This window comes from Cellvibrio sp. KY-YJ-3, from assembly GCF_008806955.1.
Taxonomy (GTDB): domain Bacteria; phylum Pseudomonadota; class Gammaproteobacteria; order Pseudomonadales; family Cellvibrionaceae; genus Cellvibrio.
On record NZ_CP031727.1, the window covers coordinates 705,994 to 724,585 of the forward strand.

The window sequence follows — 18,592 nt, forward strand, 5'->3', positions numbered from 1 at the left end:
GAGCATGGGACGGCAATTCATATTCAAGCCTCACCCGACCGAGCGCCTGGTCTTGAGCAACCTCACGGGCAATAGACGACATAACAAATCAAAAACTAGAGGACGTACGCATGAAGAGTTCTGCAAGTTTTAACCGGAAATTACTTTCCACCCTGATCGCCGCCAGTCTTGCCACGGGTGCCTACGCACAAGACCAAGGCTTGGAGGAAGTAGTAGTCACCGGTATTCGCGCGTCACTGACCAACTCTGTCAGTGTTAAACGCAATTCTGCCTCGGTAGTGGACGCCATCAGCGCTGAAGACATTGGCAAGCTGCCGGATACCACCATCGCCGACTCGCTGCAGCGTGTACCCGGCATTCAAATTCGCCGCAACGCCGGTGAAGGTTCAACCGTGAACGTGCGCGGTATGCCGCAGGTGAGCACCCTGTTGAATGGTGAACAATTCCTGAGCGCGGGCTCTATCACCACCGCCCAACCCGAATTTACCGATATTCCCGCCGAACTGCTGTCGCGCGTGGATGTCATTAAATCTGCTCAGGCCTCAACCCTGGCGGCCGGTGTTGCAGGTACTATCGACCTGAAAACCCGTCGCCCCTTTGACCTGGATTCAGGCTGGACTTTTGCGGGTTCTGCCGAAGCCTCACAAGGCCAGTACACCGATGACGATACCGGCCATAAAGTGAATGGTTTTGCCGGTTTTAATAACGGTGACAACTTTGGCGCTCTGGTCAGTGTTTCCAATTCCGAAGCCACACTGGCCAACTACCGCTACGGTATGTACAGCGACTGGTGGTTCCGCGGTTATAACGAAAATGGCGATTGGCCAGGCCGTGGCACACCTGCTGACCTGACTGGTGATGGCGATACCAACGACCAGGTTTTTGGCACCATCGACTACGGCGTTACCAACCGTATGGCGGAGCGCGAGCGTACCGGTGTCTCGGCAACGACCCAATTCCAGGTGAATGATCGCGTTGAATTATTGGCCGATGTTTTTTACACCAAGATGGACCAAGGCGATTACGTGAACGGCTTGATCGCCGATAACTCCTGGGCCCAGTACGACTGGGTTAGACCTGATGCTTCCACTCTGATCAATCGCGGCCCGGCGGTCGGTGGCAACGGTAAGGATTTTTACACCTCGTCCATTACCAACCTGGATGCCTTGCGGGTTATCGCCAAAGGCGAAACCCAAATAGATGAGCGCGAATCGCTGAACTTTAACCTGCAGGCCAATGTAGAGCTGACCGACAAGCTGAGCGGCTCGGTGCGCTACGCTCACGGCAATGCGACCAACGATCACACCGGCAGTTTTGCCGACGCACTACTGACCAGCGGCATGCAATCCGGCCTGCAAACCAGTTACGGCGGTGTAAAGGCGCCGGTTAACCCGGGTGGTTACGGCCCCAATGGCGAGCGCGTACCAGTGGTGGCCGACTTCTCCGGCAAACACCCCAGCATTCAATACCCCGCCGGTTTTGGTCAGGATATTAATAGCTACGGCTTGGTCTCCTCTTTCGCGCATCAAAACCGCGAAGAAGAATCGACGCTGGACGTGTTCCGCGTTGACGGTACTTACGACTTCCAGGACGGGGTAAAACTGGACTTCGGCTATCGCTTTGCCGACCGCGAAATCGAACGCTACCAATATGATCTGATCGCTCCCTTTACCGTGAAAGATGCCAATGGCGCGGATGTCACTGTCTACTCCAAATGGAAAGACTCAGGTATCGCCGGTGTGAAAGATGGCGACACCATTGCCCGCACCTTCAAGTTCACCGAGCTGCAAGAGCTGGGCTATATCCATCAGGTGAGCGATTTTGGCCCGGTTAGCGATGGCAATAGCTACTACTTCATCAACCCCAAAGCGATGAAAAATACGGCGGCGTTCCACGAGGCGCTCTACCCCGGCAACGTGCGACAAAAAGATGGCTCACAAAGTTTTGTAGTGGGCGACCAAACCCAAACCTTCTACATTCAAGGTTCATTTGAAGGTGAAGCTGGCCTGCCATATCAAGCCAACTTCGGTATGCAGTACGTAGAAACCAGCCTCGACATCACCCAATTTATCCCTTCGGTCGATACGACCAAGGTGACAGTGGATGGCGTGGTGTATCCGGCACTGGATGGTGTTGCACCGACTATCGCCGGTACCGAGGTAGTTGAACGCAAATTCAATGACTTCCTGCCACGTTTCAATATCGCCTTTGATACCAGCGAAGACACCAAGTTGCGCTTGGCCTACTCCAAAACCATGACCCAGTTGGATGCCAACGATCTGGGCTTGGGCCGCACCTATACCACCAATAACAACCCCGAATTGGGTGTGTTCCAGGTGGTTAGCGCGTCGCAAAACGGCAACCCCTACATGGAGCCATGGCGCGCCGATAACCTGGATTTGAGCTACGAGTGGTATTTCACCGAGAGCGGCATCCTGAGCCTGGGCATGTTCCGTGTGGATGTAGAAACCTCTATCGCCACTACCACGGTTCGAATTCCAACTGTCGCCGACTCGGACGGCGTCAACCGCAGACCGGGTGAAACCATGGATTTGACTACCCGTGGCAATACCGACGGCGGCGTGGTGAAGGGAATGGAATTGGGCTATCAGCAAGCGTTTGATTTCTTGCCTGGCGCCTGGGGTGGTTTGGGTGCAACGGTAAACTATACCTTTACTGATGGCACCGGCGGCGAAAAAGACTTCTATGGCGCAACTATGCCGATGGCCGATAACTCGGAAGATCAAGTCAACGCCGTGCTCTGGTACGAATACGACCGGTGGCAAGCGCGTGTTGCCTACAACTACCGCAGCGAGCGTTTTATTGGTCGCGCCTGGAACGACGGCAGCCCGGCCGCTTGGTGGCAAGCGCCGACCTCATACGTGGATGTTTCGGTTAGTTATGACATCAACGACAACCTGACGGTCTATGCGCAAGGCACCAATGTCACCGAAGAGTATGAAGAGACTTACATGCAATGGAGCGACGTAGTCGTTAACCAAAATGTGTATGAAGCTCGTTATACCCTGGGTGTCCGCGCCAAGTTCTAGGTAGAACGGGAGCCAGCCTCCCGTTCAAATAATCCGGAAGCCCATAAAAAAACTCTGCCTGGTGCAGAGTTTTTTTATGGGTATAAGAATCAGGCCGAAAAGCACCTCAACCCGATAATTGCCAGCGCATCAACAGCGCGCGATGGTCGTTAAAGTTCAAACTGCAGCGACGCAAAAATTCATCGACAGCAGCGATGTCGAAACACGCCTCCTCCGCAGTTGCCCTACGCAGCTGTTCACCTTTGGGCACAATTCCCATGCCGGTAAAAATGCTGTACCAGGAAGGTGCCGGATAATAATTGCCCAGCTGGAGCCGATTAATTTCCGCCGCTAAATCCTTACCGGCATACCAGCTGCGGTACAACTCCAACATAACTGGCGATACATCCTGCTGATTGGCAGTGTTAGCGCACCAATAGTCAGTGTCGCGCCGCGAACTGGTTTTGTAGTGGGTAACAATATAATCGCGCACGCCATCAAAATGATTATTCATACGTTGATTAAATTCAGCCTGTAGCCGATTGGTAAATTCCCCACGCGCAAAATATTCCGCAAAAATCGCGACCGTCTGCTGCACCAAAAATAACGCGGTCGCTTCCAACGGTTCGATAAAACCCTGCGCTAATCCCACCGCCAAACAATTGTGCGCCCAGTGCTGCTCCACCCGCCCAATTTTCATTTTCAAATGACGTACCGGTACGTCAGCATCCAATAACCCCAAGTGCGCACGCAATTCTGTTTCGGCTTGATCTGCCGAGCAAAAATCAGCGCTATACACATAACCATTGCCATAGCGATTGGTGAGTGGAATTTGCCAGGCCCAACCGCACGACATTGCAGTCGCAAGTGTTTGCGATGGAATTTTTTCACCAATAGTGGAAGGCATAGCCACAGCCGCATTGTTCAACAAATTATTGGCGTAACTTATAAAGGGAACCTGCAAGGTTTGTTGCAGCAACAAGCTGGAAAAACCGGTGCAGTCGACAAAAAAATCAGCAGCGATAATGCGCTGGTCCGCCGACTGCACGCTGGCAATATCACCATTTTCCCGTTGCTGTACCGCAACGACATGCGCAGACTCATGAATAACCCCCAGAGCCAGCGCTTTTTTCCGCAAAAATTGCCCGAGCAATGTGGAGTCAAAGTGATAGCCGTAATGCACGTCAAACGGAAAATGCTCCGGCGCTACAGGTGCAAGGCATTGTTGTGCCAGACGCGCAGCAATAAAAAAGCGATCGGGTTGAGCGTAAACATCCGCACCACGCAAACGCATTTGCGCGTTGTGCATAAACATCGGCAAGGTCTGGCGATCCAAGGCCGCCGAAAAAGGATGGAAATAGGATTCAAAACCAGCGTGGGTTGACCAGCCATCAAAGCGAATACCGCACTTGTAGGTGGCGTTGCATGCGGGCATCCACTCACTTTCCGCGATATTCAAACGATCAAAAAATAATTTAAGTGCAGGTGTTGAACCTTCCCCCACGCCAATAATGCCAATGTCGGGAGATTCAATTACACGGATACTGACCCCCTGCTGAATCCACTCGCGCGCCATAACCAACGCACTCATCCAGCCAGCGGTACCACCACCGACAATCACGATATTTTTCATAATAATTCTTTAGCAAACTTGCGAAGGATTCATCTTAACCTTACCGATGCAAGATGTAACCGTTATCATAAATTTTTGCACAGGAATTTTTCGCAAAGCGTCGTATAGTTAAGCCATGCTCGTTTAAATTCTGTGGTGCAACACTATGGCTTCTGTTCAAGTACAGGTGACCCGTTTTCTAAGGCTAATGGGCATAGTTGCGCTCTTTTCTGCCGCCTCCGCCACTGGTGATGTATTGCAGGTTAAATACATAGGCAATAACCATCAGGTCAGCGAACAATATTATCTTGCGCTGATTGCCGCTGCGCTTGAAACCACGCGCGCCAGCCATGGCCCTTATCACATCAATTTTTCTGAACAGACACTCACGTCCGAACGCAAACACGAGTTGTTGATTGCGGGTGACGCGTTGAATATTGATCGCCTGGTTGGCTTTCCGGTTGCGCAGGGGCCGCGGTTGAAATTACTCCGCATTGACCAACCTATATTGCAAGGCGCCATGGGCTACCGGGTGCTGTTGATTCACAAGGATAACCAGGCGCTATTTGACAAAATTTATGCACTCAACGAACTGCGCCAATTATCGATGGGTTTTGGACGCGGCTGGGAGGGGCATGTCTACACCCACAATCAATTTGCGGTAACTGAATCGCTGAACATGACCAGCCTGTTAAAAATGTTAGCGGCGCAGCGCTATATGTTTGTGCCCTTGAGCATTATTGAAATAGAAGATAATTATCTGCTGGACGGCGAGCGGGCCAAGAATCTGGCCATTGAAAAAAACCTGCTGCTCTATATGCCGCTGCCGGTTTATTTTTATGTGAGCCCCAATGCCCCCGAACTGGCAGAGCGACTGCAAAGTGGGTTACAGACCTTGAGCAAATCGGGTGCAATGGATGATTTATTTCGACAACACTTTGGCAGCCGATTGCAACGGCTCAACCTGTCCAAGCGCCGCTTGATCAAGTTGCAAAACCCCGACCAAAGTAGCGACTACCCCGAACAACATCATCAATGGTTAGGTAATTATTAACCGCTAGTGGTAGACAACATCTTTATAAGTCGGCGCCAATTTTGCGAGCAACCGGTTTTGCGTTGCAACCGGCACACCACATTGTTCCATGGCCAAAATCAAATCATCCACAATCGCATTAAATTCGGTGTTGGTGTAGTTATACCCGGCGTGAATGGTTTTCATGGAGTCCCCCTGATATTCGCAAGGGCCTTGCACCAGGGCGCAGACATAATTGGTAAACCCGATTTTAAATTTCTGCATATTCACGCCTTTGAAGCGATGTTTTACCCGCTCGTCTTGTGCGAAATTTAAAATCATCTGATGGGTAATATTGGCAATTCCCTCGCGTTGACCCAGCGCATCGTAAAGCGAGGGCTCTCTGGGTGAACTTGTGCAGGCGGATAGCAACAAAAAAATACTCATCATTAACATCGGGCGCAGTAACATTATTAAAAACTCCCCTGCAGCGATAAATACCAACCGGTTTGATCTTTAAAGGTGGCCACTTCACCCAAGTCCACATAAGCAGCAACCAGCGCTACGCGTTTATTAGGAAACCAGCCAACAAATACTGTCTGCCAGTCATCCTCTTTAATAAAGGATAAGTTGTTGGGCTTTTGGCGATATTCGGTGCCCAGAAGCCAATGGCGATTCACTAAGACACCCGCGGATATCTCTGGCAGCAATTCATAGTCATCATTTTTATCGCCGCCAAAACCCACCAATCCGGTTTGATTGGCCTTGGTATAACGCAAGTTCGCATTGAGTAATAAATTGCGGTGCAACAATCCACCCAGAATTAATTTGGTGGCAGTGAAATTGATATCGGTGCCCGAATCGTCCTTTGCACCAACCGCTGCAGGCACCAAAAAATCCAGATTCTTTTTATGCTGAACGCCAATACTCAGCTGCGGTAGCCGTGTATAAATTAAATCGCCGGCCACACGCACCTTGGCAGAAATAATTCGCTGGCTAATGGAATCGCTCGGCAGGGACAAGGCGGCGGTTAAAGAATCGTGAGTCAGTTTTTGCTGCGCGATGGATAGCTCCACGCGATTGCGCCAACTCCAGCTGCCGCCAATCGCTTCCAATTGATAATCGCCGGTATCCACATAACTTGCAAAGGCGGTAGCGCTCTGCTCTTCCTGCGCGCCGTAACCGGAAATAACCGCCATAGGCACTATGCCACCACCGGCACTGCCTTCAATGGTTGTTGCGCCGCCGGTTGCCAATAAGCGGCTGCGCTTGATGGGTTGGTCGGCCGCCAAATCAGTATCGGTAACCGCGTGCACAAACAATGTTGGCAGCAATAACACAATACTCAATAACATTTTGGGGACAGTCATTTTTTTGATAGCCATTATTTTCATGCGCGCAACTCCGCCAGATACCGATTCACCCACTGGATAAAATCTTCCGCTGGTAGCGGCTTGCTATACAAGTAGCCTTGAGCGGTATCGCAGCCGTAATCTTTTAATAAGGTTTTAATCGCCTCGGATTCAACACCTTCCGCCGTAATGCTCAAGCCGAGGGTATGCCCTAAATCAATCGTGGAGCGCACAATCAATTGATCATCAGCGCTGGTGTCCAAATTTAAAATAAAAGATTTATCAATTTTTAATTCCGAAACCGGCAATTTTTTTAATTGCGAGAGCGACGAATAACCAGTGCCAAAATCATCAATCGACAAGGTCAAACCCAGGTCGCGCAAACGGCGCAAATTATTCAGGCATTTATCGGCCTCGCGCATGATGGCGCTCTCGGTAATTTCCAATACCAAATGCTCGGCAGGTACACGTTGTGACTGCAACAACTCCGCGACATAGGCCGGCAGGTCATCCACTAGCAAATCAAGCGCCGAGAGGTTCACCGAGCAGGTGATATTAATCTGCAGATCCAACAAACGACGCAAATGGGTTACTGCCGTTTTTAACGCCCAGCGCGTGAGCAAGGTAATTTGCCCGGAACTTTCTATGACACTGATAAATTCATCCGGGCTAACAAAACCCATCTCCGGATGGTGCCAGCGCACCAGCGCTTCCGAACCCAGGTTATCGGGCTGATCCAAATTTATTTTCGGCTGGTAGTACAAACTGATATGGCCGGCATTTAACGAGGGTTCAAATTCGCGAAACAAATGCAAACGGCGCAAATGTTTTTCATCCCAACCCGGTTGATACCAACAGCTGCGCTGTTCGCTCGCGCGCCCCTCATTTAAGGCGAGATTAGCGCGGCGCAACAACGAATCCGCCGAATCGGCATCCGCCGGATAGGTCGCCAAACCGATATTCATTTCCACACTGACTTGAATACCGCTGACCTGTAGTGGCGTTTTAAACCCGGCATGGATCAATTCAACCAGCTCATTCACCGTCTCTTTATCGGGCGCCATTAAAATAGCTAAAAACTCATCGCTACCAAACCGCAATACTTCACCGTGCGTTAACAACCGGTGAATTTTTTGGCCGACTTCGCGCAACACCGCATCGCCAATTTCCTGGCTGAGTTCATCGTTGATCTGGGTAAAATTTTTAATATCTATCACTAACAAAAATACGGCTTGTTTCAGCGGTCGCGAGCGCGAAATCGCCTCTTCCAAACGCGGAAAAATTACCAGCCGATTAGGCAGGCCGGTCAGCGGATCATGCTCTGATTGATACAACACTTGCTGTTCACGCTCACCAATCGCTTTTTGCATGCTGATAAAAGCGCGTGCCAAATCGCCCAACTCATCATTGGATTTCACCGCAATCGGGGTGGAATAAAAACCACCGGCAATGCGCCGCGCAATTGTGGCTAACAAGGTCACCGGGCGCGTGACGCTGCGCGCTAAAAATAATGCCGCTATACCGGCAAGCACAGAAAACACCAACGCCAGCACAAACAACTGCACATTTAAATGCGAAAAGTGCGCGAGGGATTGGCTTAAAGATACCTGTAATACGGCAATCAACTGCTGGTTTTGACGCGCCGCCGGCACCGCCAGGGAAATAAAATCGTCATAGATAAATACATCGCCCAACTTCTCGCGCTGTGTTAATTGGCGAATTAAATTCTGTGGTTGCTCATGGCTAAGCGTGCCGTTGAGATAATGAAAGCCATCGTCTAACTGACTGACAAACGACACTTCCAGACCGGTCAGTTTGCGCAGTTCTGCGCTGAAATCCTGTTTTATTTCAAAACCCATTCCCGCAAGGCCAATTACCACTGGCGCCTTGACCGTAAACATTACAAATTGGTAGGCGCGACCATCCACAAAAATAATGTCATACGCCTGACCGCGGCGCTGGGCCTGATCTTGCAAGTTGGCAAATTCATCGCCCACCTGCAATGCAAAACTTTCACTGCTGGCCACTAATTTGCCATCGCGACCAATCATCACACCGATATCCGCTTTCACCCGCGCCGAGTGATTCATTAATGCCGAGGCAATGGTTTTTTCATCGTTAGTGGCTACCGCATCCTTAAAGCCAAAATCTTCCGTAAGCACTTTTACCGAGAGCGCCAACTGCTCAACATTTTTTTGCATGATGCGCGTAAACAACTCGCCACCAGCGAGTAATTCAACACGCGCATTTTGTGTCACCGCTTTATTAATGATGACACGTGTCGCGAGGTAGGAAATCGTTTCCAGCACAATCACTAACCCGATTAAAAAAGTTAGCAATTTGAGCAGATAACTAAACTTTGGCATTCCGGGTTCCGGTTAAAACAAGTTGGAGTAATCGTCTGCTGGCGCAGCGTTATCGGGAGGGTTCAGCTTCTCCAGGCGAATAGTCTGCGCTGCTGCACTCTCATTTAACTGCACCGCACTTGCCGGGTAGTCGCCGGGCAAACGGGGATGATAGACCTGTAATTGATAGCTGCCTGCAGGTGCGCTGATGCTCACCTTGCCGGTGTTATCGGTCACTGCAAAATACTCGCTGTCCACCACATAAATATAGGCCACCATGGAATCGTGAATATTACAGCCCAGCACTACAGTGCCTGGTTTATCAAACACTACTGGCTCCGCGGTCATACCGTGATAGAGACGCAACTCAAATTTTTTCGCTGGCGAAAAGGAATAGACGTGGTGGCGAACATCGTCGCCATTGGGAAAACGCACCTGGGTATTGGTGCGAATGGCGAGCACCTTGGGCACAAACATATTCTGCCGCTGGTCCATCAGTGCGGTAGGTACATCGGTGTAATTGGGTTGCTGCGCGGGAATCAGGGCGATAACCCCATCTGCCAGCGGTGCACCGTCGGCGTCTACCAAGGTCGCCGTAAATTGCGCCGCAGCGACATTCATGGAGATAAGAAAAAAGCTGCACCACAAGGGGACTTTGCTAACCCAAAAAAAATATTTCATTGTGCAATATCTCTTATTAATTCGCAGCGATTGCGACCATTGGCTTTGGCGCGGTACAGCGCTTTGTCGGCGCGTTCAAATGCACTGGCTAAATCATCGCCCGCTTTAAATTCGGTTAATCCAATAGAGATGCTGATGGACATAGGTTGGTTTTTGTAATTAAACGCCGCCTTGGCAATTGCCTCACGCAATTTTTCCAACACCACGAGCGCAGATTCGGCATCGGTTTCCGGCATAAATGCCACAAACTCTTCGCCGCCATAGCGACAGAAAAAATCCACTTCACGCAGGCGTTTGGCAATCGAGCGCCCAATTACTTTAATCACTCGGTCGCCCGCCTGATGACCAAAGTTATCGTTTATCTTTTTAAAATAATCGATATCAAAAATCGCAATCGTCAATGGCCGTTGGTAGCGCTGCCAGCGCTGCACTTCTGCTACGGCGCGTTCGTTGTAGGCCTCGCGGTTAGGCAGCTCAGTGAGCGGGTCATGCAATGCTTTGTGCCGATGTTTTTCCAGACTGGAGCGATTTTGCTCCGCCTCACTTTCCATCAGTTTTATTTTTTCGCCCAGCGTCGCTAACTGCTGCGCCAATTGATGTTGGTTGATATCGCTGCTCTGGTACTGATCAATTGCCTGGCGAATATTGCCAATCTGGGATTTCACCCGGTCTTTGAGTTGATTGATGTCGGTGGCACTATTGGCACTGGTTTCCAAATCACTCATCTCGCGCATTACGTCGTCTTGTAACTTGCGCGATGCCGCGAGTTCCTGTTGGTTATTTTTAACCGCGCCGCCCAACAACCCATAAATTTCGGCCAATTCCTGATTGACGTTTTTTAAATAATTGGCAAACGCCTGATTCGCCGCGAGGTAGGCCTCCATCACCAGATCGCGCACAGCCTCCAGTGTTGGGATTAGCGCTGTTTGTGCCAACCCATTCGCCACCTGGCGGCGGATAGCATCAACCTTGTCCTTTATCGCCGCTTCATTTTCAAGGCTGAGTAAAAACTGGTTCAGCACCCGTGCAATTTCCTCAGCATATTCCGGTGCCAGTTCAGGCACCTGACTTTTGGCGCGCGGGGCAATGTTCAGGGAAACGCGCGCCTCCTCGCGATGCTGTTCCAGCGCCGCTTGCGATTCTTCCTGTGCCAATGCATCAGGGTTATCCATATCTGCCAAGAGATCGGCGGCAGTCGTTTGAGGCTCCGCTTTGGCTCCCAGTAAGCGTTCAAAAAAACCGGTCTTTGGCTGTTCGATTTCCTCCAGCGCCAACTGTTGGATTTTGGCCAGCTGCTGCAACAGCGCCGGATAGAGGCGCACTTTCTTACTACGCTGGGGCAGCTGGGAAAGATAATCGCCCAACTCTTTTTTTACACTGCGCGACAATTTGAATTGCTGCAACGGTTTGGTCACGTCCATCAACGCCTGGCGCACATCCTGCGAGCCCTGTTCGCGCTGCTGCTCAAAGCTCAACGCCGCACGCTCCAACTGTTGGAGAATGTCGGACATATCCACCGTGCTCATATCGCCACGCAGCTTTTCACGCAGGCTGGCGAGAATCCGATCCAGTACTTCATCCTGTCCATCGGCGGCAATGCTCACGCGCACCAACGCGCTGCGCAAAATGGCCTGCTGCTCGGCAAACTTTTTTTCCAGCTGATCCTGTTCATCAAGCGCATTCAAATACTTTTCGCGCCAGTTATTTTTATCGCTGTTATTTGCTGTCATACAACCTGTGGGGACCTGCTTAATCGGGGCGTTGAAAAGGGAGTCTGTTGAGTATAGCCAGTGCTGCTTAAATCACATTTTTAGCGTCACAGAAAAACAAAACCCGCGCAGCGTAACGCGGCGCGGGTTTCAGGCAACAGCCTGGAAAAAGTTATTGCGCGGGCGCTGTGGTACCGCGTTCAGCGCGAATCTTGGCAACCAGAAAATCCACCACTTTCAGCATCTCGGCATGACCACCCGCCAAACGCGAGCTGATGCGGTATTTGCCATCAACCACCATTTCCGGTGTGCCGGTGATTTTGTAGCTGCGCGCACGGGCTTCAGCTTGTTTGATCTGGCTGGTAACACCAAAGGAGTTATAGGTGCTCAGTGCCTTGGCCTTGTCAACGCCGTAGGTAGCGAAAAAGTCAGCCCACTGTTCAGCACTATTGATTTGTTTGCGCTCCAAATGCAGGGCGTTAAAAACGGCCATGTGGGTTTTTTCTTTCAGCTTAAGCGCTACAGAGGTGTAGTAACCACGCACCAGCGGCTCCATCTGCGGATTCCACATAGCATGGGTTTGACTCAGGTAAACATCTGACTCCTGCTTTTTTTCCCAGGCTTGCAGCATGGGTTCAAAATCAAAGCAATGCGGGCAGGAATAGGCGAATACTTCCGCTACTTCAATTTTGCTGGGGTCACTGGTGCGTACCGGCTGCTCCAGTACCACGTAGTGTTGACCTTCTTTATAAGTATCAGCTGATTCCTGGGCACAGGCACTCAGCGAAAACACCAGCCCTAACAGGGCAACCAAAATACGCATAAACCGCTCCTCAATACTTATATTGTTGATGTAATAGTTGTGCAAAAACCTGTGGGTTTAGTCCTGCAATAGACTGACTAGTTCCCAACTTGGGCCGGATTCTGCGACCCAAGGTCATATCTGTAAGTTGATGTAATAGTTGTGCAAAAACCTGTGGGTTTAGTCCTGCAATAGACTGACTAGTTCCCAACTTGGGCCGGATTCTGCGACCCAAGGTCATATCTGTAAAGAGCAGATACAAAAAAGGCGACCGGAGTCGCCTTTTTTAACACTTGTTAACTCTCGCAGCGATCAGTGCAAACCGGCGATGTAGTTAGCCAAAGCAACTATCTCGGCATCACTCAATGGGGCAGCAATCGAACGCATGGTCATTTGGTCGCCATCGTTAGTGCGATCGCCCGCGCGGAAAGCGCGCAATTGTTTTTCGATATATTCCGGATGTTGCCCGCTCAAGCGTGGGAAACCAGCAGCAACGTTGCCCTTGGCATCCGGTGCGTGACAACCGGTACAAGCAGGGACACCCGTACTGATATTACCTGCACGAAAGGTGCGTGCACCCAAGGCCAAGGCATCCACTTTCAAACCGGAGTTGACCTGCACTTGCAATGGTTTGGAACCAGACAGTTGCATAGTTTGAGCCGCGTAGTGAGCGGCTATGTCTGCCAGATCCTGCTCATTCAAGTTGGCCAACAAACCCACCATTTCCGGCACTTTACGGCCGGTAGTTTCTTTTTTGGCGGCGTCCTGCTCCAGGTCCCAGGCTTGAATATCCTGCAACTGTTTAACAAGGTATTTCTCGCCCAAACCAGCCAATTTCGGGAAGGTTCCAACCAGGCTATTGCCGTCGGCGCCGTGACAGGCACCACATACGGCTGCCTTGGCAGCACCCGCTGTAGCATCGCCAGCCGCCATAGCGCCCTGGGCAACCGCTACCAGACCCAGTGATAAAAGTGCATTTCGTACGATATGTTTCATTGGCTAATCCGATTTGATCGATGAATCTGATTGTTATGCGTGCGTCTTTGGTGGCAAGTATATACGCAAGAAATTCGGGTTAGGTTCGCTTAATGACAAGTCAACAAGCTACAATCTCACCCCTATTCCGCATGAATCCCGCTTTTGGCGCGCACGGCGGCCCGAAAAGCGCCGGCATTATATTACCAACGCGCTAATAACACACTATTTTGAAGGGTTATTATCTTGACCGAGATCGTATTTACCAAGGCTTATTTCACCAAGAGCGCACCCAGTATCCGCGAGTGTCCTCCAGAGACTGGCTATGAAGTCGCCTTTGCGGGTCGCTCCAACGCCGGTAAATCCAGTGCGATTAATGCGTTGACCAACCAAAAGCTGGCACGCACCAGTAAAACCCCCGGTCGCACCCAGTTAATCAACTTTTTTAACCTGAGCGATACCCAGCGCCTGGTGGACTTGCCCGGTTACGGCTACGCCAAGGTTTCGCGCGATCAAAAAGAAAAATGGCAGCGCGACTTGTCGGAATACCTGCAAAAACGCCAGTGCTTGCAAGGTTTGATCCTGCTGATGGATATTCGTCACCCACTGCAGGACTTTGACACCACCATGCTCAACTGGGCGATCAAGGGCAATATGCCGGTGCACATCCTGCTCACCAAAGCCGACAAACTCAGTCGTATGCAGGCTAACAATTCCCTATTCGCGGTGCAAAAGCAGCTCAAACAAGCGAAACTCGATCAATTGGTCAGTATCCAGTGTTTTTCAGCGTTGAAATATGCTGGCCTCGATGAACTCAAAGCGAAATTGCAATCCTGGCTCGCACCGGAATCGGCACAATTGGATACAGCTGGCACAGCGCCAAGCGCGACATCGCAGCAATAGAACCCCCCAATAAAAAAATCCGATGATTTGTGAAAATCATCGGATAAAAAACTGGCACCCTTGGGGTGGCGCCAGATGGGCTAGAGTAAAACAACCAAAGACGGGAGGAAAATACACACGTTAAATCAATAAGTTGGCTTAACTGGTTACTCTGACCTAAGGGCTGGCAATAAAGTTCAGTGAAATTTTTCAAATACGCTCGGTGCAACATTTTTTGCACAATTTAGTGATCGAGGTCACCTCTCGCGGCATCAAAACCATCCAATCGTCACCTTATCCCCCCTGAATACCGCGCCTGTGATTGCCAAATAACAGGCAAAAAAAACCCCGATAAAATCGGGGTTGGCTTAGCTTAATTGACTTCATGCTCAGCTGGCTTAAACGCCATTAGGGGAGGAGTTAGCTCATGATCGTAAAACACACATAACTGAGACCCACCCCTTTCAAATTAAGTTCAACAAATTTGTAAATAAATTTGCACAATCTTTGGTTAATTCAGTAAACATTAATAAAAACAACGCCTTAGCTTGTTAAAAAAATTTACATAGCGCTTAATGTGCCTCATCCCAGTTATCGCCCACACCCGCTTCCACCAGTAACGGCACCTTCAGCGACGCTGCCGCCGACATGCGTTCAATTAACCCTGCACGTACGCTATCGAGTTGTGACTCAGCGACTTCCAGTACCAATTCATCGTGTACTTGCATGATGATTTTGGCATCCAATCCCGTTTCATCCAGCCAGGCCTGCACCTTAATCATCGCGGTTTTGATGATATCGGCAGCCGTACCCTGCATGGGGGCATTAATAGCGGTGCGCTCGGCGCCCATTTGCAGGTTTTTGTTTTTGGCGTTGATCTCCGGCAGATATAGGCGACGACCAAACAAGGTCTCCACATAACCCTGCTCATGGGCAAGCGCGCGGATATTGTTCATATAGCGCTGCACACCCGGGTAGCGCTCAAAGTAGCGGTCGATATATTGCTGTGCTTCGTTGCGCCCGAGATGTAGTTGTTTGGCGAGACCAAAGGCCGACATGCCGTAGATCAAACCAAAGTTGATCGCCTTGGCACTGCGACGCATTTCCGGGCTGACCGCATCCAACGCCACGCCAAATACTTCGGCGGCGGTGGCACGGTGTACATCCAGCCCTTTTTCAAAGGCGCTGAGCAGGCCGGCGTCATCCGACAAGTGCGCCATAATGCGCAGTTCAATTTGCGAGTAGTCCGCCGCTACCAATTTATAACCTTGGGGGGCGATAAACGCCTGGCGAATACGGCGCCCCTCTTCCGTTTTAATCGGAATATTTTGCAGGTTGGGATCTTGCGAGGATAAACGCCCGGTTGCCGCTACCGCTTGATGATAGCTGGTATGTATGCGGCCAGTGCGCGGGTTAATCACCAGCGGCAATTTATCGGTGTAGGTCGATTTTAATTTTGCGAGGCCGCGATACTCCATCAACACTTTGGGCAGCGGATAATCCAGTGCCAACTCTTGCAACACCTCCTCTGCAGTTGAAGGCGTACCTGTCGGTGTTTTTTTAATAACGGGCAACTTCTGTTGTTCAAATAAAATCGCGCCTAATTGTTTGGGCGAACTTAAATTAAATTCTTGCCCGGCAATCTCAAAGGCTTTGCGCTCAAGTTGTGTTAATCGCTCACCTAATTCAATACTGTGTTTGCCGAGCAACTTGGCATCCACCAACGCGCCGTTGCGCTCAATAAGCGACAACACTGGCACCAGCGGCATTTCAATATTTTCAAATACATTTTTTAGCGATTCAATTTTTTCTAACTGCGGCCAAAAAAATTGATGCAAGCGCAGAGTGATATCGGCGTCTTCCGCCGCGTAGTGTCCGGCGTCCTCAATTTTTAATTGGTTAAAGCTGAGCTGTTTTACACCTTTGCCCGCCAGCTCTTCAAAGGTGACGGTTTTGTAATCCAAATAATTTTGTGCAAGGTCATCCATATTGTGGCGACTGCCTATGGAGTTCCATACATAGGATTCCAGCATGGTATCGAATTTAATACCGCGCAATTCGATGTTGTAATTGAGCAGCACACTGCGATCGTATTTTAAATTCTGGCCAATTTTTATTTTATTGGCATCTTCCAAAATGGGTTTTAATTGTTCCAGCACCCACTCCAGCGGCAGTTGCTCGGGTGCGCCCATGTAGTCGTGACCACAGGGCACATAGGCGGCGATACCGGCTTCAATCGCAAAATTCACCCCGACAATTTTGGCATCCATAATTTCCAGCGCGGTGGTTTCAGTATCAAACGAAAAAGCGCTGGCGTTTTGCAGGCGCAGCAACCACTCGGCAAATAAATTTTTATCAGTAATGATGTCGTAGCGAATTTCCTGCGGAGCAACAGCACTAACGGATTCAATTTTTTCTTCATCATTATTACTGAGAGTAAGATTATTCGCGGCGCCAGGTTGGTCTGTGGCATGTTGCGCGATGGCGCTTTCACCTAAATCTTTTACCCAACTTTTAAATTCCAACTCTTCAAATAATTCGCGCAAGCGCTGATTATCGGGTGCTGAAAGATGAATAGATTCCGGGCTCAGCGGCAATTCCACATCCACTTTAATCGTGGCCAAGCGATAAGACAGATAAGCCATATCGCGATGCTCAAGCAATTTTTCCGGCATGGTTTTGGCGCCGCGAAAGGACAGGCTGCGCACTTTTTCCAAGTCAGCATAAATCGCATCCAAGCCGCCCATACCCTGAATTAACCCCTGCGCGGTTTTTTCACCCACCCCGGGCACACCGGGAATATTGTCAACCTTGTCGCCCATGAGCGCGAGGTAATCAATCATCAACTCCGGACCAAAACCGTACTTGGCATTAACGCCGGGAATATCCAATACCGTTTCAGTCATGGTATTGACCAAAGTGACATGCTCATTCACCAGCTGCGCCATGTCTTTATCGCCGGTGGAAATCACTACATCGCGTTTTTGTTCGGTGGCTTGGCGCGCGAGGGTGCCAATCACATCGTCGGCCTCTACTCCCTCTATTACTAATAGCGGCAACCCCATGGCTTGCACTATGTCGTGAATGGGTTGTACCTGCGGGCGCAAATCGTCGGGCATAGGCGGGCGATTGGCTTTGTATTCGGCAAACATGTCGTCGCGGAAGGTTTTGCCTTTGGCATCAAAGACTACGGCAATAGGACTGCGCGGGTAGTCCTTCACCAACCGACGCATCATATTTACCACCCCTTTGACCGCACCCGTGGGCTGGCCTTTGGAATTGGTGAGTGGTGGCAGGGCGTGATAGGCGCGATAGAGGTAGGAAGAACCATCAACAAGCACCAGAGGCGGCTGATTTTGGAGAGTCTCGGTCATAGAAATATCTGCACTAAAGGGGCTGTAAATAGGCCGCAGGATACACCAAAGGCCCAGCGATCGAGCCAGAGCCATAACGCAATCCCCCCAAAGGTAACAATCAGGGAAGCGATGATTACAAAAGTGTTACCACTACAAAAATGTGTTACCAGACGACAAAGCTCGTGCGATTTATAGGATAACCAGCTAAGTTTCGGTATTTATTCACATTTTATAGATTTCAATAACAAAAAGATTTAACGAAGCACTAGCCAATCAAATTTAATGTGTTACCATGAGTAACATAAGGTAACAAAAGAGCTTAACCCGCTTCTGATGTTACCCAAACGCTAGACCTAAACACTTTACCCAAGACAAATAGGTTGCTCACAAGGCAACTGGAATTGAATGATCCATCGGAGGAACCCACGATGAAAAAGACCACACTGATATTTGCAACTTTGTTACTGACCGCAACCGGCGCTTATGCCGATGATGCCAAGAATCAAGAATTGACCCTGGCCGCTGCCGATTTAGGCGTAAAGGCGACTTGGGTTGAAACTCAGGAAGACGCGGAAGCGCGTATTGCTGATGAATTGACTGCTAAAGAAGATGCCCTGAACGACAAGGCACACGCCAAACTCGAAGAGCAGTTGGAAGCCAAACTGGCCAAGCAGTTCGAACTCTGATTGAAACACTGAAACACCGGTTGTAGCCGGACTGGTCAACTGCTAATCCGGCAAGTATTTTCTCGTTATTGTTTTGTTTGACCCTTTATTTTCTCCTCGTGTATTAGCCCTGCAAAGACTTGATAAGTGTTATCGAGCCGCTGCGGGGCTC

At 50.1% G+C, this 18,592-nt stretch carries 13 protein-coding genes; 4 read left to right on the top strand and 9 right to left on the bottom strand.

The genetic code is table 11. The annotated features are described in order from the left end of the window. The first annotated feature begins 110 nt into the window (after positions 1–110). On the top strand, positions 111–3,050 hold the full coding sequence (locus tag D0B88_RS03050) for a TonB-dependent receptor (RefSeq protein WP_151054941.1): 2,940 nt from the start codon (positions 111–113) through the stop codon (positions 3,048–3,050). A gap of 106 nt (positions 3,051–3,156) precedes the next feature. Here D0B88_RS03050 and D0B88_RS03055 read toward each other — a convergent pair whose 3' ends face one another. Continuing rightward, a complete protein-coding gene (locus D0B88_RS03055) occupies positions 3,157–4,662 on the bottom strand; it encodes a tryptophan halogenase family protein (RefSeq protein ID WP_151054943.1) in 1,506 nt (501 codons plus the stop codon). 145 nt (positions 4,663–4,807) lie between these two features. Here D0B88_RS03055 and D0B88_RS03060 point away from each other — a divergent pair, with 145 nt between their 5' ends. Next, positions 4,808–5,695 carry an amino acid ABC transporter substrate-binding protein gene (locus D0B88_RS03060; RefSeq protein WP_151054945.1) on the top strand — a complete coding sequence of 296 codons (888 nt, stop codon included), beginning with the start codon at positions 4,808–4,810 and terminating at the stop codon, positions 5,693–5,695. A gap of 3 nt (positions 5,696–5,698) precedes the next feature. On the opposite strand, the gene D0B88_RS03065 is transcribed toward D0B88_RS03060, so the two are convergent. The 7 genes from D0B88_RS03065 to D0B88_RS03095 form a co-directional block, all read right to left on the bottom strand. Further along, entirely contained in the window at positions 5,699–6,124 is a 426-nt protein-coding gene (locus D0B88_RS03065) for a group 1 truncated hemoglobin (RefSeq protein WP_151054947.1), read from the bottom strand. 2 nt (positions 6,125–6,126) lie between these two features. Beyond that, positions 6,127–7,047 (bottom strand): DUF3034 family protein, encoded by a 921-nt coding sequence (locus tag D0B88_RS03070; RefSeq protein ID WP_225318512.1) that lies wholly within the window; start codon positions 7,045–7,047, stop codon positions 6,127–6,129. Then, entirely contained in the window at positions 7,044–9,371 is a 2,328-nt protein-coding gene (locus D0B88_RS03075; RefSeq protein ID WP_151054949.1) for a bifunctional diguanylate cyclase/phosphodiesterase, read from the bottom strand. The genes D0B88_RS03070 and D0B88_RS03075 overlap by 4 nt, the downstream gene beginning before the upstream one ends. A gap of 12 nt (positions 9,372–9,383) precedes the next feature. Further along, positions 9,384–10,031: a methylamine utilization protein gene (locus D0B88_RS03080; RefSeq protein WP_007639412.1), complete on the bottom strand. Its 648-nt coding sequence runs from the start codon at positions 10,029–10,031 to the stop codon at positions 9,384–9,386. Further along, a complete protein-coding gene (locus D0B88_RS03085; RefSeq protein WP_151054951.1) occupies positions 10,028–11,761 on the bottom strand; it encodes a GGDEF domain-containing protein in 1,734 nt (577 codons plus the stop codon). Before D0B88_RS03085 ends, D0B88_RS03080 begins: the two co-directional genes overlap by 4 nt. Positions 11,762–11,912: 151 nt before the next feature. Then, entirely contained in the window at positions 11,913–12,563 is a 651-nt protein-coding gene (locus D0B88_RS03090; RefSeq protein WP_191966509.1) for a thiol:disulfide interchange protein DsbA/DsbL, read from the bottom strand. A 291-nt stretch (positions 12,564–12,854) separates the two neighbouring features. Continuing rightward, positions 12,855–13,538 carry a c-type cytochrome gene (locus tag D0B88_RS03095; protein WP_007639404.1) on the bottom strand — a complete coding sequence of 228 codons (684 nt, stop codon included), beginning with the start codon at positions 13,536–13,538 and terminating at the stop codon, positions 12,855–12,857. A gap of 225 nt (positions 13,539–13,763) precedes the next feature. On the opposite strand from D0B88_RS03095, the gene yihA reads away from it, so the two are divergent. Beyond that, positions 13,764–14,420, top strand: coding sequence for a ribosome biogenesis GTP-binding protein YihA/YsxC (gene yihA, locus D0B88_RS03100; RefSeq protein ID WP_151054955.1), 657 nt, complete (start codon positions 13,764–13,766; stop codon positions 14,418–14,420). 551 nt (positions 14,421–14,971) lie between these two features. Here the strand turns inward: yihA and polA are convergent. Then, the gene (gene polA / locus D0B88_RS03105; RefSeq protein WP_151054957.1) at positions 14,972–17,773 is read right to left on the bottom strand and encodes a DNA polymerase I; all 2,802 of its coding nucleotides are present in this window, start codon (positions 17,771–17,773) and stop codon (positions 14,972–14,974) included. 410 nt (positions 17,774–18,183) lie between these two features. Between polA and D0B88_RS03110 the strand changes: the two genes are divergently transcribed. Continuing rightward, entirely contained in the window at positions 18,184–18,441 is a 258-nt protein-coding gene (locus D0B88_RS03110) for a hypothetical protein (protein WP_007639391.1), read from the top strand. Positions 18,442–18,592 lie beyond the last annotated feature (151 nt).